Genomic DNA, 21051 nt, shown 5'->3' on the forward strand with positions numbered 1-21051 from the left:
TATTTGTATAACTAATACCTAATCTCATGGAACTGATTCTTCAGTGCTTTGCTACGGCATTCACATTGACCTATTTTGCTATTCCATCCATTATCAAAATTGCTTTGGACAAAAATCTGATGGATAATCCTGGCGAAAGAAGTTCACATGAAGTCAGTACCCCTTCCTTAGGAGGTTTTGCCATCTTTGCTGGGGTGATTTTTGCGATTGTCATGTGGGCACCTACCCTGGTTTTTTCCCAGGTGCAATACTTACTTGGAGCTTTTATCATCATCTTTTTAATTGGGGCTAAAGACGATATTGCCCCAGTGTCGCCAACTAAAAAGCTGCTGGCGCAAGTCGGTGCAACAATCATCATAGTACTCAATTCCAACGTTGAATTGCATAGTTTTTATGGATTACTGGGAATCCATAACTCTTTACATCCTGGTTTTTATCTCTTTGTTTCCATTTTTACCATTTTGGTTTTGATCAATGCCTTTAACCTGATTGACGGCATTGATGGCCTGGCTGCTAGTATTGGTGCATTGATTTGTACGGTGTTGGGCTGCTGGTTTTACCTCACTGGTCAAATGGAGTTTACGGTAGTCGCTTTTGCAACAGTGGGGGGGATTTTGGCATTTTTGCGCTACAACATCAGCCCCGCTCAGATTTTTATGGGCGATACTGGCTCCTTGCTTATTGGTATGATTTGTGCCATTTTGATTGTTAAATTCATCGATACCAATTACAATCTCCCGGCGGATAATGCCTATCGCTTTCAAGGTGGTCCCGCAGTAGCTATTGGCATCATGATCATCCCCATTTTTGATACTTTGCGGGTTTTCATCACCCGGATAATGCGCGGGATTTCGCCGTTCAAACCGGATCGCCGACACATCCACCATTTGTTGGTTGATGTGGGTTTCAATCATATGGAGGCTACGGCTATTTTGGTTTTTGTCAATAGCTGTTTTATTTTGTTTGTATTTAGCTTTCACGCCCTGCTCAACATGCATTGGATCATTCTCATTATGGGCCTGGTCGCAGGTGCACTCACGTATTATCTGCACAAGCGGGTACGGACGCGGAGTCAGATGAAGAACCTACAGTTGAAAGAATCTTTATGATGCATTGGTGGCTGGTTTTTTTGGGGGGAGGTTTGGGTAGTTTAGTTCGTTTTGGAATGGCGCGTTGGCTGGCTCAGCCGGGGCCGCATTTTCCCTGGGCTACTTTTTGGACCAACTTGATAAGCTGTGTGGTGCTAGGCGTATTGGCGGGTTTACGCCTCAAAGGACTCTTGCAACCCAATGCCCAATACCTACTGATGACAGGGTTTTGTGGTGGTTTCAGCACCTTTTCTACCCTGAGTTTGGAGGCCTGGAGTTTGTTGGAACAGCAACACTTGACGCTGGCTTTGCTGTACGTATTGCTCAGTGTTGTTTTTGGGGTTTTGATGATTTTTTGCGGCATCAAAGCTGTAATGATGGTATAGCTTATTTGATTTTTTTGCTTTTAGAAAAAAATCAAACAAGCTCTCAAGTAAAAATGTGCTGGTTATGCGCTTAACTCACGAAATGTTGGACCGCCTGGACCAACTAGAAGCTAAATATGGCCAAATGGGCCAGGATATGTTGTCCTATCTGGATGGATTGTTGTACGCGGATTACCTGACTTATTGGGATTACATCCACCTGGATACCTTATTGAGCTTGCAAAAACCACAAACCCAATTCCCTGATGAAAACATCTTCATCATTTACCACCAAATTACCGAGCTGTATTTCAAATTGAGTTTGTTGGCTTTGCGGCAATTGTTGTCGGAGGATCACCCCACTCCTGCTTTCTTCTTGCGGCAGATGCAGCGGGTCAATCGTTATTTTGATCAACTGGTACAATCCTTCGACATCATGGTGGAAGGGATGGACAAGGATGAGTTCCTCAAATTTCGCATGAGCCTCCTGCCCTCCAGCGGCTTCCAATCGGCTCAATTCCGCATGATCGAAATCCTGTGTACTGATTTTGTAAACTTGCTCCACCACGAGCATCGTGATAAGGCAATTGAATCTGCTAGCTGTGCCGATTTGTATCCTTATTTGTACTGGCAATCGGGTGCAACAGAGTTGGCTACGGGCAAAAAAACGCTCACCCTACAGCAATTCGAGCGAAAATACCGCCAGGATTTGATCCAACTGGGTGAAGATTACCGCTACAAAAACAGCTGGCAACGCTACCAACAATTGCACCTGGAGGGTGAAGAAGCTGAACAAATCCGCCAGGAGTTGCGCGAATTCGACCAAAAAGTGAACGTAAAATGGCGCTTGTCCCACTTCCGCTCCGCCGTGCGCTACCTGGACAATAAGCCACAAATCATCGAAGCCACCGGCGGGACGAACTGGCAGAAGTACCTGCCACCAAGGTTTCAGTTGGTGTCGTTTTATCCTGGATTGTGGTCGGAGGAGGAGAAGGGGGAGTGGGGAAAGAGAGTGTAAGGCTCTAAATTTCAAGGATATGCCAAAGAAGGACACGTTTCATCAGGTTGAAGTTCATTATCTTTGATCCATTCACAGAGACGGTTAAACAATGGAAAAGGTAAAAAAATATCAAAAGATAATCTTGCAGGTATTGGAAGTCTATGCCAATATCAAATCCCCCTTTATGCCGGAAGTGGAGAATCTGATTATTGCGGACACCAAAAATCACCATTATCAGTTAGTGAGAATGGGCTGCTATAAAGATCGGCACGTTCATTACACCGTGTTTCATTTTGACATTTTGGGCGATAAAATTTGGATTCAAGAGAATAGAACGGATGTAAAAATTGATGAGGAATTGATCGAGACTGGGGTAGATAAAGAAGATATTTTTTCTGGAATGATGCATCCAGAAATGATGAGGTTAACTTCGGAGATGAGGGCGTAATTCCCCCTGTCATTGACCCTTGAGTTCTTGGATATAAAATTCAATTTCATCCAGTCGTTTTTGATGCAAAATAATTTTCTTTCTAATTTCAACACATTCATTGTGAGAAAATGTTTTTTCCCCTTTAAGTGTTGATAATATTTTCACACCATCTTTCTCTATTTCTTCACAATGTCCAAGTTCATTTCTTACATTGATTACCTCATTCAAGTAGTCCTCATAGAAGGAAAAATTTGCTATTTTATGTTGTTTAAATATTCTATCTAAAATTCGTAATTTTTTGCTGTCATCAAAGAATCGCTCTTCCAATAAGACGTCAACATTCATGGATTCAGCTTTGCCAACAAATTTTTCATTATTTTCGATGTGCTGTTTAATTATTTTATTTAAGATGTAACTACGTAATTCGTTAACAGTACCTTCGCTGGTTTTTCCTATGTAATTTTTTATCAATCTTAAAATTCTCATTGCCATATCACTAGCTTCGGAAATTACTAAGCCACGCATCATACTAATATCTTGCATTTTCTTTATTGTTGATACGAATACTTTTTCGAATTTTTCGCTAAAAAGCCCAATTTCCCTAGGTGCTTTATAAACTCCTTCAATGAAATGGTCATTTAGTTTCTGATTAATAGCCTCCTGGTCTTGGCCATAAAAGATGATGTCTGTAAAGGGGTTTCGATTATTTTCACGAATTTTTTTAATTAGTACATTCCCATTATCTCCTTCACCTAAGTTGAAATCTGTAAGTATTAAATCAAATTTATCTAGAAAATTCAGATTAGATTTAGTTTTTTCATAAAATTCTTCAGCAGAGAGGCATTGTTCTGATTTCAAAATGAAACCATGTTCCAACACAATGTCAGATACATATTCAATTGTTGATTCTAACCATTCTGGTTCGTTTTCAACCCAAAGTGTATAGTATTGTAAATTCATTTTGAGAAATTTATTTTAAATTCAATCCCTGATTCTACCTTGGTGTCAACATAAATAGTTGATTTCATCTCAGTTAGAATGTTTTTTATGTGAAACATACCTAACCCGGAGCCTCTTGTGGTTGTATAACCTCGCTGAAAAATTTCTTGAGGGTTAGCTATTTTTGGATCTAACCCAGTACCATCGTCTCGATATGTTAAGCACAGTTTTTCACCTAAATTTTCAAAGGATAAAAATACATTTTTTGCATGTTTTTTCCTGGAATTTGAAACTAAATTATCAATGATAATTGTTAAATCAATCGGTTTGAATTTTCGAATAAATGGCGAATCAATTTTATCGATATTAATTGTAATGTCTTTTCCGAGGTGTTGATTTAGAATAGTATAAATATAATTTCTGTAAAAACCAATAATATCTGCTTCTGTTTCTAGTGTAGCAGCCATAAAATTAGCTTTAGTTGTATAATTGACAACAGATAATATTTTTTCTGTTGCTAAAGATATCCTATTAATATAATTTTCTGCGTCATTAAGATTTAAACTTCCCTCTTTGGTAAATTTATTTTGAAAATTGATCAATGTATTTTTAATTGTATTTGCATCGATACCAATTTGATGATTTAAATTAAGGACATCTGTTATATCTAAAGAAGATACTGATTCAAGAAAACGGACTTGACTTTCTTTCTGTTTTCTTAATTGCTCTTCCAATGCAGCTTTTTCTCTAGACTCCCGAGCTTCTTCCTCTGCTTTAAGGCGTTTATATTCCTCCTCTTTTGCCCTTTGCTCTGCTAATAGCCTCTTTTCTTCTTCTTCTTTAGTTTTTTGTTCTGCCTCTAACCTTTTTTGTTCCTCCTCCTTTGCTCTAAATTCCGCCTCTAATCTTTTTTCTTCTTCCTCTCTTTGCAGTTGTTCCGCATGCTCCTTCTCTCGTAATAGATCAAAATATCTTTTTTTTGCAAGAATTACTTCTTGTTCAAACTCTTGGTTATTAGTTTTTTGTGCTATTTCAATAAGCCTATCAAAGTCTTCGTCAGATTGATTTTCAATACTTTCATTAAAAATATCAATAACTTCTTGGCCAAACTTTATGAGCTCAATATTTTTAGAACCAGCTAATCGAACTATTAAATCAATAATCTGCTTTTTTGACTGTAGGTCTAAATTTTCTTCTGAATTCCCGCTCCTCTTTGTAATCCCCCAGAGGATCGGTGCAACATAACGCTCTAATTTTTTTAATGTTTCAAAATAATATTCCTCCATTTCTTTTTTTCCAAGTGTGTCTTTTAATCCTCCATCACGGCTTGATTTCTCTTGAAATTCTTCTACAGAGTTATTCCAAAGCTCAATCCTACCTACCATTTCCCTTGTTCCTAAAAATCTTGCTCTACCCTGAGCTTTTCTTCGATCTATTCCAAGTGGATCAAAATTCGTTTCCCCATATGGGTATACTCTAAAACCATTATTAAATAAAAAAATGTGCCCAAACCTTACTGATTCAATTCCCATTGAATTTTTGAAGTTGAGTTTTGCTGAATGATTCAGGTAAAAAATTCGAATACGCGCATTTTGAATGTGATCATATGAATTTGCCTCCTCAATTTCATAGACAAGGTTTCCTCTGTCAAATAAAGAGGTTCTAATTTTATTGGCTTTAATTTCAGATTGAACTTGGGTGGTTTTAATTTCAAGAGTTTCAAAAATGAAATTTTTTACTTTACCATTTACTCTATCTCGCTCTATAAAAAAGCTATCTTTTTCTTTCTCCCTTTCACAAATAATTTCAATGTCAAAATCATAGTCATCAGTCCCTTCTTCAACGGGGTTAATCAATTTTTCAAGACTTTTCTTCAAGTCAAGCATCTGTTTTCGCCCCCAATTGCTTCTAAGTGACGAGATTTCAAGGATTACGCCGTGTTTAAAATCTGGAATCGGAGCTTCTTGTAATTCCTTATAATCTATCTCTATATCTTGAAAAAGAAGGGTAGGATTTTCTTCAAACTTTTTCCAATAAAACTCTAATTGATGAAAGGTATTGAAAGACTCGCTGATTTTTCGGGTAGTTAAAGTAAGCTTTTCACCTAGTTTATCAGTTGAAAACCGACCTACACCTTTTGCTCCTGCATAGTATTTTTTTGGCCGAATTTTATTCCTATAATCTTCAAACTCATTTGAGCTAAACTCAATATCTTCATCGCCTTCTTTTTTTGCAGAATAGGCGAGAAATAGCCATTTATTGATTATATCATCTTTATCCATGCCTTTTCCATCATCCCAAATTATTATTTTTTCAGGCTCAAAGATGATCTTAACTTTTTTCGAATGAGCATCAAATGAGTTTTTAACAAGTTCAAAAACGGCAATATTGTCATCAGAAATAAGGTCTTTCCCGACAATATTTTTTATTTGTGAACTTACCTTAAATTTTAACTCACTTTGAGGATTATCCATAACTACTTATTAATTTTAACGCATTAACAATTCCATCCCCTATCGCTTTTGCCATAAGTGGAGGTACCGCATTGCCAACTTGAGAATATTGCGGAACTTCATAAGCTCTTTTTTTTCCTCCAGTTGTTGCTTTTGATTTAAAGGTAAACCAATCAGGAAAAGATTGTATTCTTGCTATCTCTCTCACTGTCAATGTTCTCGGGTGTTGAATGTCGTAATGACATAATTCGTCAGGAATAGTCATTTGGGCGGGCGATGGAAGCTCTGCTATTAGTGCTCGCTGGCTATGTTTATTTGTCCGAACATCATCTATCAAATCCCTTAAAGAATATTTTAATTCTATATTTTGCATTTTCATTACGGCGAGCAAATTTTCCAGAACAAGGTTTTTTTCTTCTTCCGATATATTGACGCCTTCTATTATATTTAGAGCTTTGCTTTTTAACCCGTTCTTTAATTGGTTGATATTCTGATAAAGCATAAATCTATTTTTAACCCTTTCAGTGTGATTTCTTAGAACATGATTTTCAATACTTTTATTTTCTTTTTCACCAAAGCTTGAATCAAGTAATGCCAAATACTTTGACTTGGTTTTTGGGCCAATAAGATCATTTAAAGCATCTTTTGTAGAATAGTAATTCCCTTCTGAATTAATAATTTGGGGCAGTAAAATACCATTAAAGAGTAATTGATTCTGGGCTTCTTCTATGTTTAATAATTTAATATTTTTGAAAATAGCATGATTTTCTTTTGACGAATTTTCTTGGACATTATAATAAAATTTGATTGCATCATCTAAATAATCTTGATCAATAATCTTTCTTAATCGCATTGCAATGTCTCTACGAATTCCAATCATTACAAACCTTACCCTATTTTGGGGAACGCCAAAATATTTAGAATTAAGCAATGTACAAACTGGGATAAATCCTTCTATGGCAAATGCTTTTGCTATCTCTTGCCAAGCAAAGTATTTCTTTCCATTTTCCTTAAAAGCTAAAGTAATACCTTTTACATTTTCTAATAGCACGAATTTAGGTTTTACTATTCCTGCAAATTTTGCAAACTGCAGAGGAAGTTTATTCTTATGGTTTTCCTTTTCTCGTCTTCCTGCTGAACTAAAACTCTGACAAGGTGGGCCCCCTGATATTACCTCAACATCTAATTCTTTGATTTTTTTTTCTAGGCCTGGGTTTTCCATGAAAAAATTGATCAAATTAGCTATATCACCAACAAGGAGCTTGTTTTTCCAAATATCGCATGATAAATCAGAATAAACCCCATTTGAGGCATTTTCAGGTCTCTCTTTTAATCTTTCATGGAGCTTTTGAGCAGGAAATTGACTATTAATCCACAATGTATTTGTAGCTGTCTTATTTGAACTGGCCAGTTCAAATAAATTTTCATTTAACAAATTATAAGAAAAAGTTTCACCAGCCATCGGTGATAATTCATTCGCAAATAATAGTTTAAAGCCAGATGCTTTTAGCCCTAGGCTAAATCCTCCACATCCTGCAAATAATTCAATGTTTTGATAAGGCATAAGCTACAAAATATTTTAAGTTAAGCGCACCCGAAAACTTTGGGAAATGCATGGTAATTTGTGTTTGGTATCAAAAATCATAAAGACTAAGCATCCACAAGATTGAGTTTTGCAAAACGCCTTAGGAATTGATACTACATTATTAGCATAACATTATAAGTAGCTAAGTTAATCATAATCATAAAAATCAAACCTAAAAACAACAAACATTTTTAAAGTCAAGCAAGGATTGCCTCTCTTCAGACAAAAGAGGAGTTTAGCTGATAAAATTGTTTGTTTAGCTTTCAATTTGTTTTTTCCTCAAAAAATCAATACTTTAGACAAGGTGAGAACATGTATAAAAACTTTTATTCTCCTAATGAGAGCTTACTGGTTAGCGTTAATAATAGTCCATGTAGCAGAATTTTTTTCTACGATTCGATCAAATCTTTGGCTAAGCGGAGATAAAAATTAGTCCAGGAAATGTTGTTTTCAGTACCCACCCGATAGGCAATGTCCTCTTCATCATTCCATCTGCTTCCCACTTGCTGAAATAGTAGTACATGTTTTTCCATTTAGGGTAACATAATGGCAACGCTCGCCACTGAATTCTACAGCGGGCAATATAATGAAGGGCGTCTACTACTTCCTGAAGATCAATTTTCCTTTTCTTTCCAGGCTCAAAAACTCTTGATACCTTCCCACTGAGAGTCAGAGAGCGGACGGTAATGCTCAATCACCTATCTCGTGTTTTTTCCAACATTAAAGATTGTTGAATCCCTTTTTAAACTGTATTTTTTTGACATGCTCTAAGGAAACGATCAAAGGCTAAACCAAATACTTTTGTTAAAATACATGAATTTGGGTGTAACTAGATATTCATTCTCAATTTCATAGATTTTCCTAATCAGAATTTCGTTCTCGTTAAGATCACGACTATGGAAATATGAAAATATAGAATTAATTGGGAAGTCATTTGCGGAAGCACCAAGATTTTCTTCATGTTTCAAATCTGAAGAGTTGATAACTTTATAATATTGTTTTAAGCTTTTGATAGAGTCCTTTATGGCGGGAATTTGGCATAAATTATCAAAAGAATTTAATTTTAGATTATACTCTGATAAGTATATTTTCAACAAATTCCAAAAATAAATAATTGAAAACCCGAGTAAAGCATCAGAAGAAAAATCGATCTTTTCAAGTAACATTCGGTTAATAAATGACACTATGAATTGGTGTGTTAATCTTGTTTTTTTAAAATGAACAGATACAAGAGTTAAAAAAAATAGATTCGGATTAGATGAAATTGCAATTGCAATTGCTAATTCTTGTGATAAGATATTGATTTTTGAAGCTGGTACATTAGAGAGCCTTACAATGTACTCCGCTACTAAATATTCTTGAATTGATTTGTGGAAAAATTCGTATTTATCATAGCCAGTTTGAATAAAAATACCTGTTTGAGACTCTATTTCTTCTAGCACTAATTTTTCTGATCGCGCAGGAAAATTAAAAAATGAGGCAGTTTTTTTATAAACTTCAAAAAGCTCGTAAGTGTTGAAAATACTTTTCCCATATGTGGTAGTTAGCTCAAATGCGAGATGAGATAAGAATTCAAATTTTCTTTCCAAGTAAAAATTATCAAAGGACGACTCACGTACAACCCCTCTCTGTATATCCCATTCTTCTAATAATAAATTAATTATTTTTTTATATACTATTCTAGGTCGCTCAGGGATTTTTTTATATCTTTCATATAGGGCGCATAAATGTGCTAATACTAGCGGACTGATTTCTGATTGAGAAAATGGAGAGTTAGCTAACTGCTCAACAAAATTAATAGCAAGGGAATTATTATCTAGCCATTTATGGGCAAACAGATACTGCTGGTCTTGCGTTAGAGATTTAATTTCATATTCTTCTATGTTTTGAAGATCTACATTTATTTCTCCTGTTCGAGAAGTTAAGATAACTCTAGAATTATACAATGATAGTAAAATTTCTTGAATTTCAGCTAATACTCGCCTCTTAATTTGGTTATTTAATTCGTCAAACCCATCGAGGATTATCAAAATGTTTATAGAGTCTATGAAAGTGATCATAAAATTTTTAATCTCTGTTTCTCTTTTAAGTTGGATACCTTGAGAAATTTTTGCTTTTTCGGTCTCAAATTTTTGGATATCTTCAAATGTGTTTTTTCCTTCCTTAGGTTTTACTTTTATTTTTGCTAGCTCCTCAATTTCAAAAGGGTCCCCTGGAATTGGGGCTATAAAAATATTAAATATTTCGGCTATTTTTTTTGTTATAATATTTAGCGAACTTTGCGTTTCGTCGGATATGTTTAGCTCCCTCAGTCTAATTGTAATCGCAGTATTAAATCTTGCACCAATTTTACCATTTTTTAAAATGACTTCTTCGATAATCTTTTTTATAGTAGTTGTTTTGCCGGCCCCAGGTCCACCGCAAAATAGTTTATTTGTTTCATAATCATTAATGAGCTCGGAAAACTTAACTATATCATTGTTACTATCAATATGCTGCTTTTTTGGACTTAAATATAAATCTAGATCAATGTATGTTTTTGAGGTCAATTTAGTATGCTGAGAATCTTTAAATGAAATTTTTTTTGCCCAATTAAATGTATTTGTTAAATGTGTTTTTAAAAAAAATTCTATATCCGAGGCTTCTATAATAAACTTGTGCTCATTGTTTTTTTTAAAATCAATGAGCTTACCAAGGCCTGGCTTTAAAAAACTAGCTCGATTTGAAAAAGTTATGTTTTCTAGTGGGTCAGGGATAGAGGTTATTGTTTGCAGCAATGAATATATTATTTTGTTTTTGTTTTGTTCAAAATTACTTTCAGTTATTGTTGCGTTTCTGTGTTCTTTGGAGAGTTGCATGTATCTATTTGATAGGATCACTATAGTGTTTTGGGTTTCTTTATCCTGGATGTTTGCCATGAAAGTAGTTGCTATATCAAAAGCTTCGGCAATTTTATCCTTGGCAATTAACTCAGAAACAGCTTTTTTTTTCAATGTATTCATTTCTTAAATGTTTCTATATATGTGTTTTGGGAAATTATTTAGGTGTAATGTGCAAAAATATTAAATTTCATCGTAGCTTAACTAGTTCTTAATGTTTTTTTTTATGATGTATTGATTTACTGTGGTATATAGCAACATAGACTGCGATTCATTTTACAAAGCAAGAGCGTGCAACCCAAAACTTCCCTGCATCTTTCCCCAAAAAAATGCAGTTTTGCAGCATCATTCATCAAATCATTAGTGTAATGAACGTCAAGCAAATTTTGGTTGGCTTCCTCATCTTAGCCATGCTTGGATTCGGATTTGTCCAATTTCAATCCGATTTGGCCATCATTTCCAGCAATGCCTTTTCATTGATTGGTATCATTGTGGTAGTGGCGTTGTTAGGGTATGGTGCGTATCGGATTTTAAGAGACTGAAATAAGGTTGAGGAGGTTGAGATGGTTGAGGGAGGTTGAGGCTACCGCAGCGACTTAGACAAAGACCTTGTCAAAATCACTGCGGTAGCCTAAACCTTTCTCAACCTCCCTCAACCATCTCAACCTCTCACGGAATTTTCACCTCCTTCACCTTCCTCGGCAACCAAACCAGCATTTGGTTCGATCCCCGATTGCACCAGGAGAAATAAGGCACAGCCGTGATTTTTTGTTTGATGGTTTGTGCACCAATTCCGTCGGTGGTAGGCACAATGGCCATACCGGTCCCCGTCAGTGTCATCACGCCGCCCAGGAGTTCAGGCCGCCATTCTGCGGCGAATTTCACCTGATCGGGCACGATCAAATTCCAGGCTGAACCTTTGTGGTCGACTCCCTCTACGCAATACACCAGTGGTCCCCGTTGAAAGGCGACACGATTGAGGTTGTCTTTTACTTCATCCCGTGCAACAACCCTGCGAATGGGCATGGCCAGATCCAGTTCTACCACATCGCCTGCTTTCCAGCTGCGTTCTACAATCAAGTAGCCTTCTTCCAGGCGCAGGGTTTGGGTTTGGCCATTGACCCGTAGCGTGGCAAAATTGGTGGGTGTCGCATCTAAAAATTTGTAGAGCGACCCTGCTCCGGGATTGCCTTTGGCCCAGCCGGGCAGACGAATCTTAAGGGCGAATTGTTGCCCCGCAGTTTGGGGATCAACCTGGATTTTGATCAAACCCTTCCAAGGGTATTCTGTTTCCTGTTTAATCGCTACTGTGCCACTGCTCAGCCCAATTTTGGTATTGCTGCCCACAAACAAATTGACATAAATGCTCTGGGCATCGGCTGCGTAAATGTAATCGCCCAGCGAGGCAATCAAACGGGCAATGTTGGAGGGGCAGCAAGCGGTGCCAAACCATTCCCGGCGATTGTGGGTGCCACTGGAGGCCAGAGGGTTACCATAAAAAAAACGGTCACCACTCAAGGACAAGCCATCAAGGGCCCCATTGTACAAGCTTTTTTCCAATACATCTATGAACTTGCTTTGACCCGTCAGGCGGTTCATTCTTTGGTTCCAAAACACCATACCTACCGAGGCGCAGGTTTCGCAGTAAGCTCTTTCGTTGGGCAAGTCATAATCATTAGAAAAACCTTCATTGGAACCTGAAGACCCAATCCCTCCGGTGATGTACATGTTGCGCTCCACCACGTCGTCCCATACCGTACTCATGGCCTTGAGGTAGCTCTCATCCCCGGTGTAGGTAGCCACATCGGCAGCACCCGTGTACAGGTACATGGCACGTACGGCGTGGCCGGTGATTTGGGTGGTTTGGCTCACTGGTTTTACATCCTGAGCGTAGGCCGTATCTTTCCACTCCGTCCAGGTGTAGCCATGCGCGTAGCCGTGGCCCCGCTCCTCAAGCAGCCAATGCGAAAAATCGAGAAAACGTTGGTCTTTGGTGACTTGATATACTTTTACCAGGGCCAGTTCCAGTTCCTGATGCCCCGTTACCCAGTGGCGTTTGCCCGGGCCAAAAAGGCTCATCATGTGTTCCACCATCCGGATACCCACATCTAGCAACTTGCGCTTGCCCGTGGCATTGTAGTAAGCCACTGCAGCTTCCAACAAGTGCCCGGTGTTGTAGTCTTCATGCATCGACATGTCGGTCCAGCGTTTGTCGATGCCCGTCAGGGTGTAATAGGTGTTGATGTAGCCATCCTTTTGTTGAGCGGCGGCAATTTTGTTGATCCACTCATCACATTTGGCCTCGAGTTGTGGGTCGGGTTTGTTCTTGAGGGCATAAGCCATCGCTTCCAGTGCCTTGTACACATCGGAGTCATCGTAAAAAATGCCTTCGAATTTTCCGTCACGAGTGCCTGCTACCCGCTCAAAATTGCGGATGCGCCCGGTTTTTACCTCCGTTTGTTGGATACAAACTGGCACGGTCACATTGGCCACTTTATCAATGCGGGGCTTCCAAAAAGCATCGGTGATTTGTACTTCTGAAAATTTGACCGGACTGAGTTTGGCCAATTTGGTTTGGCCTGCCAGGTTAAAAGAAGAAAATGCAGCAATCAAAAAGGTATAGCAGAGCAGGTTTTTCATAGACCGCAAGAATTGAGATGGTTAATTTGGTCTGACAAGTAAACAAAATAAAGCTACCTCTGCAATATTTTGAGTCGATTTATCCCATTCCATCATCTATGGTTTATCTTTGACGGGAAATCCCTGCACCTTATGGCTCAGATTGCAGTATTCCCGGGATCATTCGACCCCATCACCGTTGGTCATGTCGATTTGGTGCATCGCGCCCTCCCTCTTTTTGATAAAGTGATTGTAGCGGTGGGTGTCAATACCCAAAAGAATTCCCTTTTTACGCTGGATCAGCGTCTGGATTGGATCAAGGCGGTATTTGCCGATGAACCCCGCGTGGAAGTAGACTATTTTGAAAACCTGACGGCGGATTTTTGCCGAAAAATCGGGGCAAAATACCTGCTGCGGGGCTTGCGCAACGCTTCCGATTTTGATTACGAAAAAACGATCTCCCAGCTCAACGCCATCATTGGGGACGGTTTGGAGACCATCTTTTTGATCAGCCAACCTGCCTATTCCCACATCAGTTCAACCATCGTACGGGAAATCATCAAAGGTGGTGGCGATGCTTCGCCCTTTATTCCGCCCCAGGTAAAAATCTAGTACAACCAAATTACCAAATATGTCTGACGCTTTTTTTCAACTACCCAAAGCTAAAAACGAACCGGTCTGGAGTTATGCCCCCGGCTCGCCAGAAAAAGCCGCCCTCAAGGCCAAAATGGCTGAAATGAAGGGCCAGGTCATCGAAATTCCTCAAACCCTTGGTGGGAAAAAAATACTGGAGGGAGAAAAGATCGCCATCCGTCCCCCGCATGAGCACAAACACATCCTGGGGTATTATTACAAAGGTGGAACTCAGCATGTTCACCTGGCCATAGAGGCGGCCATGGCTGCAAAACCCAGCTGGGAAGCCATGCCCTGGGAAGAGCGGGCGGCCATTTTCCTCAAAGCTGCCGATTTGTTGGCCGGGCCTTACCGCGCCAAGATGAATGCAGCGACCATGCTGGGCCAGTCCAAAAATGCCTACCAGTCTGAAATTGATGCAGTTGCTGAATTTTGCGACTTCCTTCGCTTCAACGCGGAATACATGGTGCAAATTTACAGCGAGCAGCCGCAAAGCCCTGCACTGACCTGGAACCGCATGGAATACCGGGCACTGGAAGGTTTTGTATTTGCCATCACTCCTTTCAACTTTACTTCCATTGCCGGCAACTTGCCCGCAGCGCCAGCCCTGATGGGCAATACCGTGATTTGGAAACCTGCTGAAACCCAAATTTACTCGGCGGCAGTGATCATGGAAATTTTTGAAGCGGCTGGCCTTCCTCCGGGGGTGATCAACCTGTTGCTGGTAGATGGCCCGATTGCTGGTGACATCATTTTTAGCCATGCGGATTTTGCCGGTCTGCACTTCACGGGCAGCACCAAGGTGTTCCAAGGCATGTGGACCACCATTGGCAAAAACATCACCAAGTACAAATCTTACCCACGAATTGTGGGAGAAACAGGCGGTAAAGATTTCATTCTGGCTCACCCTTCTGCCAATCCTACGGCACTGGCAGTGGCAATGGTACGCGGCGCTTTTGAATTCCAGGGGCAAAAATGTTCGGCGGCTTCACGCGCTTACGTGCCTCGGAGCATCTGGCCAGAGGTGAAAGAGAAAGCCGTGGCCATGGTGAAAGACATGAAAATGGGCTCACCGGAAGATTTTCGCAATTTCATCACAGCCGTGATTGACGAGCGGGCTTTTGACAAAATCAGCAATTACATCGTAGTCGCCCGTGATGCCAGTGATGCTGAAATCATTGCCGGTGGCAAATACGACAAAAGTAAAGGATACTTCATTGAACCAACCATGGTAGAAGTAAAGGACGCCAAACACCGCCTGATGCAGGAGGAAATTTTTGGGCCAGTCTTGAGCATCTATGTGTATGAAGATGCGGATTTTGATCAAATGACTGCAATTGTAGACTCTACTTCACCGTACGCATTGACAGGAGCAATTTTTGCCCAGGATCGCGGCGTTATTAATGCCCTCTCCAAGGCCCTGCGCAATGCCGCAGGTAATTTTTACATCAACGACAAACCAACCGGAGCGGTAGTCGGCCAGCAGCCTTTTGGCGGCGCCCGGGCTTCGGGAACCAATGACAAAGCTGGTTCGGTTTGGAATTTACTGCGTTGGGTATCTCCCCGCGCAATGAAAGAAAATTTTGATCCTCCCGTGGATTATAAGTATCCGTTTATGGGAGAGGAGTAATTGAAAGTTGAAAAGTTGAAGGGTTGAAAAGTTGAAAAGACGGCACCTCGACTCCGCTCGGTGACCAGTCTTTTCAACTTTTCAACCCTTCAACTTTTCAACTAAAAAAGACACATGAAACCCAACCTTACCGAATTCATTCTCGAAACGCCTCGCCTTTACCTGGTGGCCTGTTCCATTCCATTGTATGAAGCTATTTTGCGGCATGACCGCGAAGTGGCTGCTTATTTGGATGTAGAAGTGACGGCTGGTTGGACCGAATTTGGGGACGAACCCAGCGTCTATTCCATGGAAAGGGTGCGGGTTAATCCGGCGGAAGAAGCCTGGTGGCAATACCTGGCCATTCACAAAACAGACAATCGTTTGATCGGTGCGGGTGGCTACAAAGGTGGACCTACTCGTTATGGGGTAGTGGAAATAGGTTACGAAATCCGCCCGGAATACCGCAATCAAGGCTATGCCACGGAGTTTGCACAAGGTTTGATTGATCAGGCTTTTCAAAACGAAGCCGTCAAAGCAGTACAGGCACACACTCTAGCCGAGCCCAATGCATCCACCCATGTATTGAAAAAATGCGGGATGAATTTTGTCGAAGAAATGTTTGATCCGGAGGATGGTACAATTTGGCAATGGAAAGTGGAGAAAGTGAGTGAAAATTAACAGCTTCTCAGGTATACACAAAGTAAACTGTCGTTTTACAAGCCTTACTCGCCGTTACCCGCACCCAATGGCAAGAAAATCCGCTGGGGAATTCATGGTGCACATAACCCTTGGCGGGCACTTTGACCGTTTGATAAGTATGCCAATCCCCGGTGCCCTTGAAGTCAATTTCAATTTTGAACTCCACTTCCTGATCGGAGTCCTGCGTCAGGTGTACCACTTTTTTATCAAAACCCGTCATCAAAAACGGGTCAGAAACCTCCCCTTTTTGCACCGTTTTTTCCCACCAGGGTGCCCCCCAGCCCGTAGGTTTGCCCATTTGCCACAACTCGTCGATGTTGCCGAACCAGAGGTTGGATTGTGGTTGCCCGGTTGAACGATCCACCTGATCACCGGCCAGCACGAGCATGCCTCGCCAGTAGCAAAAGTCAGGCACAATGCGCAAGTGATTGGAAATGGGGCGAATGGCTAAAATGTTTCCACCGTAGGTAATGGTCGGCATTTCGTAAAAAATGCCGTGGATGTCCATCAGGTAGCGCTCGGTTTGAGCTTCCCGAATGCGCATCCACTCGGTATTCCAGGCGTGGTCGAAAGCGTAACTAGCTTTGGGCAAGCGGTAAGTTTTCCAGGTACCAGCCTTGTAAAACTTCAGAACCACCGAGCCTTGATCCCAGCCAGTAGCGTAAATGGCGTTGCCGTAAGTTTTGTCTGACCAGTTTTTTCCCGCAACCTCTACGTAAGGATTGCGATCCAGAATGGTCCATTTTTTGCCATCCCATTCCGCCAGGCGACCGGCTGCTCTTTTGCCCAAAAAATCGTCCTCGTAATAGGAGTTGTTGGCGACCACTACCCGCCCATCCTGGGTAAAGGCACTTTTGAAATGCACTTGCGCCGCTTTGGGGATTTCCAGTTCATCCACCAGATCGAACAACTGTTTGCTTTTGAGCGTATACACATTGGTTTCAAAAAACAGGCCTTCCATGGTTAAAAAATAAACCATGGAGTCCGGACGCGTCAAGTGTTGCATGGTCCCGGTGAGGCGATGCCGTTTCAGGTCTTCGATGATGCGTACCCGCCCCAGGGTATCGATGGCGTAAGGGCCGATGAAAGCCTGGTCCGATTCGTTGTGGATGTGGCGATTGGCGTAAGTGCCCGTGTAACTGGCTGGATGCTGGCGGCTGGTCATGTCTGCACTGATTTCGTACAAGCCCAGGCCAGAGCCCCGGATGTGTGCTACGTAGCCTACCGCCCAAAGTTTGTTGGCCCAGGGAATAACTGCGCCAATGCCCGCTTCGGAGCGGTCTTTGTGGTCAGCGACAATGGCCATTTGAGGGAAAACACCCTTGATTTGAGTGGGGGTCTGTGCTTCGAGGCTGCTTTGGATAAAACAAAAGGAAATCCCAATGAGCACCCATTGAATGGCCAAGTTTGCAGAAGTTCGCATAGGTTGAATGTTTAGGTAAATCTACAAACCTTTCAAATACTGTAAGCTCAGCGGCACCTGCTGACCAGCAATCGGGCTTTCATCCTCAATGTAGTAATGCTTGATTTTGGTTTTGCGGGCAGCCTTCATGATTTTGGGCAAATCCAATTGCCCGGTTCCCAGAGTTACGTCATTTTCCACCGGAGTGCCCCCGCTGAAATCACCTTTCACGCCTTTTTTCAAGTCTTTGACGTGCATCAAGCGAAAACGGGTAGGGTACTTTTTGAGCAAAGCCGCTGGATCCTGGCCGGGATGGAATACCCAGAGGATGTCCATTTCAAAAGAAACGTAATCGGGATTGGTATTTTGCACGATGTAATCGAAGTAGGTGCCGTTTTGGTAAGGTAAAAACTCGAAACCGTGGTTGTGGTAACAAAAAGTCAGGCCATTTTCTTTGAGTTTTTGACCAAAACTGTTGAAATCGGATACCGTTTTTTGTGCCAACGTCAAATCCATTGGCGCGGTGTGGGGAATCCAGGCTACCCGTACAAATTCGGCACCCAGGTTTTTGGCATCCTGAATCACGGCATCTATTTTGTTTTGCAGGGCATCATAACTAACGCCATAACTGGTGCAAATCATACCCCGTTCATTGAGCATGGCGCGCAAGTCGGCGGAGGTTTTGCCAAATAGATTTGAAAATTCGATGTTGGTGATGCCGAGTGCTTTGATGTTGTCAAGGGTTTGCGGCACGTTTTTGGCAAACTCATTGCGGAAGGTGTAGGAGACTACGCCGGGGGTGGTTTTGAGCAATTTGCCAAAACGGGGTTGTGCAAAACTGGGGATGCACAAACAAATGTTCAAAATGAGGAAACTGATGTTTTTCATTGGATTGGAGATATTGGGATGCTAACACCACTAATCAGTTATGCAGCTGTGTGTCACAAGCTAAGGTGCTCTAAGGTGTCTAAGGTGGTTCAAATTATTATGCATTGTTTTTTGAACCACCTTAGACACCTTAGGGCACCTTAGGGATTTTGCGCTTTGCGCTTAATGGTGATGGTTTCCCGGGTTTTTATTCCATTTAGACGTAAAATAACTCCCTAGCCCTTAATCTTGATATTTATTCTAACCAAATGACCGGATTTCGGACGGGCAGATTGCGTATTACTTCTTCCGTTTTGGGAAAATGCTCCAGTTTTACCCAGGTTTCTAACCATTCTTTTTGACGGTATTGTTGGTGTGCAAAGAGCAAAAAGGGTTGCGCTACCGGCCATTCCTCCCAATACATCACATCTTTTGGGTAAGTCCAGCTCGATTTATTGGCAACAAAGGGATACATGAACTCAATGGCTTTGCGGAGTTTGCGGCCATCGGGCAAGGTGAATTCCCAGAGGTTTTCCTGCTCATCACTTAAAATGTGGCAAATACTCGCCATCGCATCCAGGTTGAACAGGGAATAACCGTAGGGCTTGGTGCGCCGCAGTTCGAGGGGGAAGCTGCCATCGGGCTCCATTTGATTGGGGAGCAAGATGGTTTTGAAGCGGGTTTTACACTCTTCGATCAGGGCTTGATTGCCCGTCAGTTTGGCAAAAACGGCCACTTGCATCACCCAACAGGTGCCGTGGTTGTTTTTGGCATCGCGTTCGTCAATGCCATATTGGTGAGTGGTCACCCAGTCGAGGTATTGGGCAAACCAGTTTTTGATTTTTGCCAGTTCGTCCCGATTTACACTCTTTGCCGATTCCATGACCCGAATCCCTTGCGCCACCTCCATCATTTGAATCATGTCGATGATGCCAATGCCCCGGCCAGTTACCCGACCTTTGATGGCCTGGGCATACAACAGGGAGGGATTCATGTAGGTTTGCTCAGCGATGAACCAGGCCCGCAAGTGGGTAAAAGCGTGTTTGACGTATTGCTCGTTTTTGGTCAAACGATAGGCGGAGGCCAAGGCTCCAATGATTTGGCTAAAGCGCACCATGGCCTGGCGATGGGCCGTAAAATTGCTGGGGTTCGATTGACCGTCGCGCTGGATGTAAGGCCCTTGCGGGTCATCGGGATTGGGCCACCAATAATCACCTTCGGAGTAAAAATCGTGTGGGCCGCCTGCTGAGCGTTCACACTGAGTGGAGGTGACGGTGATGGGGGCTTGGGTTAGCGCCCATTGGGCTTGAGCGAGGGTTTCTTTTTTTAAAATTTTGGATACTTTGCTTAAGGTGTTTTGCGCCTTTACTGAAAACGAAAATGACAAGAGGAGCAAAGGGAAAACCAGCTTTTTCATCGAGTTGAATTTTTGAAACGGCAGAGGTGTTGGGGTATAGACGGATGAAGAGGTGGTTTTCCCTAATTTCACTAATTGTTCCCTTTACTTCATCTCCGCTGGTGGTGCAAAATACTTTTGATATAAAGCCGACTTCGGTTTCAAATTCTCCAAATTCAACAACTCCACTTTCCGGAAATCAATCGGTTGCCCCTCACTTTGCAAAGCAATGTACCCCTCCTTTAGCAATTTGCCATCCACCTTGATTTTGGGATCAAAGCCATTTGCTACGCCGCCGCCAATTTGGGGTTGGGAGTATTGCAGCACAACCTCTCCATTGATGATGTGGGTGATCAGGGAATCCCCTAGTACGATCAATTCAGCGCGCACCCATTCATCCTTGCCATAGGTTTTGGAGCTCGATTCGATGCAGTGGCGAGGGTCTTTTTTACCTTGAAAAATCACATCGGTGCCGGGGGAGCACATGTTGCCGGTGGGGCGGGGTTTGCCGTCGCCCAATCCGGCCAGGAATTGCATTTCCACCGAGATGGGCCAGTCTTGCTCCTTGGGCATGGTGCGCGGATCCTGGGAATGGAACATCACGCCGCTGTTGAGTTGAGTATAGCTAGGAGCGTCCTTGCGCCACTCATCGGCAAAGCGGTATTCGATGACCAGGTGATAATGCGAATAAGGTTGTTTGTAATAAAGGTGGCCGTAACGGTTGTTGAATTTATCGTACTGGTCGTAGCGCACTTTGATCATGCCATCCTCCACGCGAAAGGTGTTGCCGTAGTTGTCGCCCACTTCGTGGTGGAAAATTTTGACGATCCAGTCTTTGGTGTCTTTGCCATTGAATAGGGAGATCCAGCCCTTGGACTCGGCGCTTTTTTTGGTGGTGGAGCAGCTGGAATAGCTCAAAAGGATCAGGAGTGCGCACAAAGCACCGATACCTCGGATGCTGGAAAATGTTTTTTTCATTGGAATTTCTCTTGTGATCAAATGCACGGTAAGATATTTATTTCCCCCCATCTTGGGTGATTTTTTAGTGGTTTCCAGGGCATAGTTTTGTGTAAAAAATCACCCG

At 41.8% G+C, this 21051-nt stretch carries 18 protein-coding genes and 1 pseudogene; 8 read left to right on the forward strand and 11 right to left on the reverse strand.

Translation table 11 applies throughout. The features are described 5' to 3' along the window. Positions 1 to 26 precede the first annotated feature (26 nt). From ACO08K_RS13870 to ACO08K_RS13885, 4 genes are all read left to right on the forward strand, one after another. Positions 27 to 1109 carry a glycosyltransferase family 4 protein gene (locus ACO08K_RS13870; protein ID WP_421797003.1) on the forward strand — a complete coding sequence of 361 codons (1083 nt, stop codon included), beginning with the start codon at positions 27 to 29 and terminating at the stop codon, positions 1107 to 1109. After that, complete coding sequence (crcB, locus tag ACO08K_RS13875; protein ID WP_421797004.1) at positions 1106 to 1474, forward strand: fluoride efflux transporter CrcB; 369 nt, start codon at positions 1106 to 1108, stop codon at positions 1472 to 1474. Before ACO08K_RS13870 ends, crcB begins: the two co-directional genes overlap by 4 nt. A 64-nt stretch (positions 1475 to 1538) precedes the next feature. Then, positions 1539 to 2471 (forward strand): tryptophan 2,3-dioxygenase family protein, encoded by a 933-nt coding sequence (locus ACO08K_RS13880; protein ID WP_421797005.1) that lies wholly within the window; start codon positions 1539 to 1541, stop codon positions 2469 to 2471. Between the two features lie 91 nt (positions 2472 to 2562). After that, the gene (locus tag ACO08K_RS13885; RefSeq protein ID WP_421797006.1) at positions 2563 to 2901 is read left to right on the forward strand and encodes a XisI protein; all 339 of its coding nucleotides are present in this window, start codon (positions 2563 to 2565) and stop codon (positions 2899 to 2901) included. 9 nt (positions 2902 to 2910) lie between these two features. Here the strand turns inward: ACO08K_RS13885 and ACO08K_RS13890 are convergent, their stop codons facing one another. The 6 genes and pseudogenes from ACO08K_RS13890 to ACO08K_RS13915 all read right to left on the reverse strand — a co-directional run bounded on the left by ACO08K_RS13890 (position 2911) and on the right by ACO08K_RS13915 (position 10862). Continuing rightward, positions 2911 to 3843: a hypothetical protein gene (locus ACO08K_RS13890; protein ID WP_421797007.1), complete on the reverse strand. Its 933-nt coding sequence runs from the start codon at positions 3841 to 3843 to the stop codon at positions 2911 to 2913. Further along, positions 3840 to 6296, reverse strand: coding sequence for a sensor histidine kinase (locus ACO08K_RS13895; protein WP_421797008.1), 2457 nt, complete (start codon positions 6294 to 6296; stop codon positions 3840 to 3842). Before ACO08K_RS13895 ends, ACO08K_RS13890 begins: the two co-directional genes overlap by 4 nt. Then, on the reverse strand, positions 6289 to 7839 hold the full coding sequence (locus tag ACO08K_RS13900) for a DNA cytosine methyltransferase (protein WP_421797009.1): 1551 nt from the start codon (positions 7837 to 7839) through the stop codon (positions 6289 to 6291). Before ACO08K_RS13900 ends, ACO08K_RS13895 begins: the two co-directional genes overlap by 8 nt. A 410-nt stretch (positions 7840 to 8249) precedes the next feature. Beyond that, complete coding sequence (locus ACO08K_RS13905) at positions 8250 to 8393, reverse strand: hypothetical protein (protein ID WP_421798330.1); 144 nt, start codon at positions 8391 to 8393, stop codon at positions 8250 to 8252. Between the two features lie 2 nt (positions 8394 to 8395). After that, positions 8396 to 8554 (reverse strand): annotated as a pseudogene (locus tag ACO08K_RS13910) (hypothetical protein); the annotation flags it as partial. An 85-nt stretch (positions 8555 to 8639) separates the two neighbouring features. Beyond that, positions 8640 to 10862, reverse strand: a complete 2223-nt coding sequence (locus ACO08K_RS13915; protein WP_421797010.1) for an NB-ARC domain-containing protein — start codon at positions 10860 to 10862, stop codon at positions 8640 to 8642. Positions 10863 to 11107: 245 nt separating this feature from the next. Here ACO08K_RS13915 and ACO08K_RS13920 point away from each other — a divergent pair, with 245 nt between their 5' ends. Further along, entirely contained in the window at positions 11108 to 11281 is a 174-nt protein-coding gene (locus ACO08K_RS13920; protein WP_320028843.1) for a hypothetical protein, read from the forward strand. A gap of 127 nt (positions 11282 to 11408) precedes the next feature. Here ACO08K_RS13920 and ACO08K_RS13925 read toward each other — a convergent pair whose 3' ends face one another. After that, a complete protein-coding gene (locus tag ACO08K_RS13925) occupies positions 11409 to 13379 on the reverse strand; it encodes a glycoside hydrolase family 127 protein (RefSeq protein ID WP_421797011.1) in 1971 nt (656 codons plus the stop codon). Positions 13380 to 13511: 132 nt separating this feature from the next. On the opposite strand from ACO08K_RS13925, the gene coaD reads away from it, so the two are divergent. From coaD to ACO08K_RS13940, 3 genes are all read left to right on the forward strand, one after another. Next, positions 13512 to 13970, forward strand: coding sequence for a pantetheine-phosphate adenylyltransferase (gene coaD / locus ACO08K_RS13930; RefSeq protein WP_320028841.1), 459 nt, complete (start codon positions 13512 to 13514; stop codon positions 13968 to 13970). 19 nt (positions 13971 to 13989) lie between these two features. Next, positions 13990 to 15621, forward strand: coding sequence for an L-glutamate gamma-semialdehyde dehydrogenase (pruA, locus tag ACO08K_RS13935; RefSeq protein ID WP_421797012.1), 1632 nt, complete (start codon positions 13990 to 13992; stop codon positions 15619 to 15621). 114 nt (positions 15622 to 15735) lie between these two features. Further along, the gene (locus tag ACO08K_RS13940; RefSeq protein WP_421797013.1) at positions 15736 to 16281 is read left to right on the forward strand and encodes a GNAT family N-acetyltransferase; all 546 of its coding nucleotides are present in this window, start codon (positions 15736 to 15738) and stop codon (positions 16279 to 16281) included. A 7-nt stretch (positions 16282 to 16288) separates the two neighbouring features. Here ACO08K_RS13940 and ACO08K_RS13945 read toward each other — a convergent pair whose 3' ends face one another. The 4 genes from ACO08K_RS13945 to ACO08K_RS13960 form a co-directional block, all read right to left on the reverse strand. After that, positions 16289 to 17725: a hypothetical protein gene (locus ACO08K_RS13945; protein WP_421797014.1), complete on the reverse strand. Its 1437-nt coding sequence runs from the start codon at positions 17723 to 17725 to the stop codon at positions 16289 to 16291. Between the two features lie 21 nt (positions 17726 to 17746). Next, positions 17747 to 18592 carry a sugar phosphate isomerase/epimerase family protein gene (locus ACO08K_RS13950; RefSeq protein WP_421797015.1) on the reverse strand — a complete coding sequence of 282 codons (846 nt, stop codon included), beginning with the start codon at positions 18590 to 18592 and terminating at the stop codon, positions 17747 to 17749. 235 nt (positions 18593 to 18827) lie between these two features. Beyond that, on the reverse strand, positions 18828 to 19988 hold the full coding sequence (locus ACO08K_RS13955; RefSeq protein WP_421797016.1) for an alginate lyase family protein: 1161 nt from the start codon (positions 19986 to 19988) through the stop codon (positions 18828 to 18830). An 84-nt stretch (positions 19989 to 20072) separates the two neighbouring features. Further along, the gene (locus ACO08K_RS13960; RefSeq protein WP_421797017.1) at positions 20073 to 20945 is read right to left on the reverse strand and encodes a 3-keto-disaccharide hydrolase; all 873 of its coding nucleotides are present in this window, start codon (positions 20943 to 20945) and stop codon (positions 20073 to 20075) included. Positions 20946 to 21051 lie beyond the last annotated feature (106 nt).

Origin of the sequence: Haliscomenobacter sp. (assembly GCF_965225875.1) — a bacterium.
Lineage (GTDB): Bacteria > Bacteroidota > Bacteroidia > Chitinophagales > Saprospiraceae > Haliscomenobacter.

Bases quoted from the DNA above. Each gene is read 5' to 3' on its own strand.
- ACO08K_RS13870 (WP_421797003.1), top strand. From the start codon at position 27: ATGGAACTGATTCTTCAGTGCTTTGCTACGGCATTCACATTGACCTAT.
- crcB (WP_421797004.1), top strand. From the start codon at position 1,106: ATGATGCATTGGTGGCTGGTTTTTTTGGGGGGAGGTTTGGGTAGTTTA.
- ACO08K_RS13880 (WP_421797005.1), top strand. From the start codon at position 1,539: ATGCGCTTAACTCACGAAATGTTGGACCGCCTGGACCAACTAGAAGCT.
- ACO08K_RS13885 (WP_421797006.1), top strand. From the start codon at position 2,563: ATGGAAAAGGTAAAAAAATATCAAAAGATAATCTTGCAGGTATTGGAA.
- ACO08K_RS13890 (WP_421797007.1), bottom strand. From the start codon at position 3,843: ATGAATTTACAATACTATACACTTTGGGTTGAAAACGAACCAGAATGG.
- ACO08K_RS13895 (WP_421797008.1), bottom strand. From the start codon at position 6,296: ATGGATAATCCTCAAAGTGAGTTAAAATTTAAGGTAAGTTCACAAATA.
- ACO08K_RS13900 (WP_421797009.1), bottom strand. From the start codon at position 7,839: ATGCCTTATCAAAACATTGAATTATTTGCAGGATGTGGAGGATTTAGC.
- ACO08K_RS13905 (WP_421798330.1), bottom strand. From the start codon at position 8,393: ATGGAAAAACATGTACTACTATTTCAGCAAGTGGGAAGCAGATGGAAT.
- ACO08K_RS13915 (WP_421797010.1), bottom strand. From the start codon at position 10,862: ATGAATACATTGAAAAAAAAAGCTGTTTCTGAGTTAATTGCCAAGGAT.
- ACO08K_RS13920 (WP_320028843.1), top strand. From the start codon at position 11,108: ATGAACGTCAAGCAAATTTTGGTTGGCTTCCTCATCTTAGCCATGCTT.
- ACO08K_RS13925 (WP_421797011.1), bottom strand. From the start codon at position 13,379: ATGAAAAACCTGCTCTGCTATACCTTTTTGATTGCTGCATTTTCTTCT.
- coaD (WP_320028841.1), top strand. From the start codon at position 13,512: ATGGCTCAGATTGCAGTATTCCCGGGATCATTCGACCCCATCACCGTT.
- pruA (WP_421797012.1), top strand. From the start codon at position 13,990: ATGTCTGACGCTTTTTTTCAACTACCCAAAGCTAAAAACGAACCGGTC.
- ACO08K_RS13940 (WP_421797013.1), top strand. From the start codon at position 15,736: ATGAAACCCAACCTTACCGAATTCATTCTCGAAACGCCTCGCCTTTAC.
- ACO08K_RS13945 (WP_421797014.1), bottom strand. From the start codon at position 17,725: ATGCGAACTTCTGCAAACTTGGCCATTCAATGGGTGCTCATTGGGATT.
- ACO08K_RS13950 (WP_421797015.1), bottom strand. From the start codon at position 18,592: ATGAAAAACATCAGTTTCCTCATTTTGAACATTTGTTTGTGCATCCCC.
- ACO08K_RS13955 (WP_421797016.1), bottom strand. From the start codon at position 19,988: ATGAAAAAGCTGGTTTTCCCTTTGCTCCTCTTGTCATTTTCGTTTTCA.
- ACO08K_RS13960 (WP_421797017.1), bottom strand. From the start codon at position 20,945: ATGAAAAAAACATTTTCCAGCATCCGAGGTATCGGTGCTTTGTGCGCA.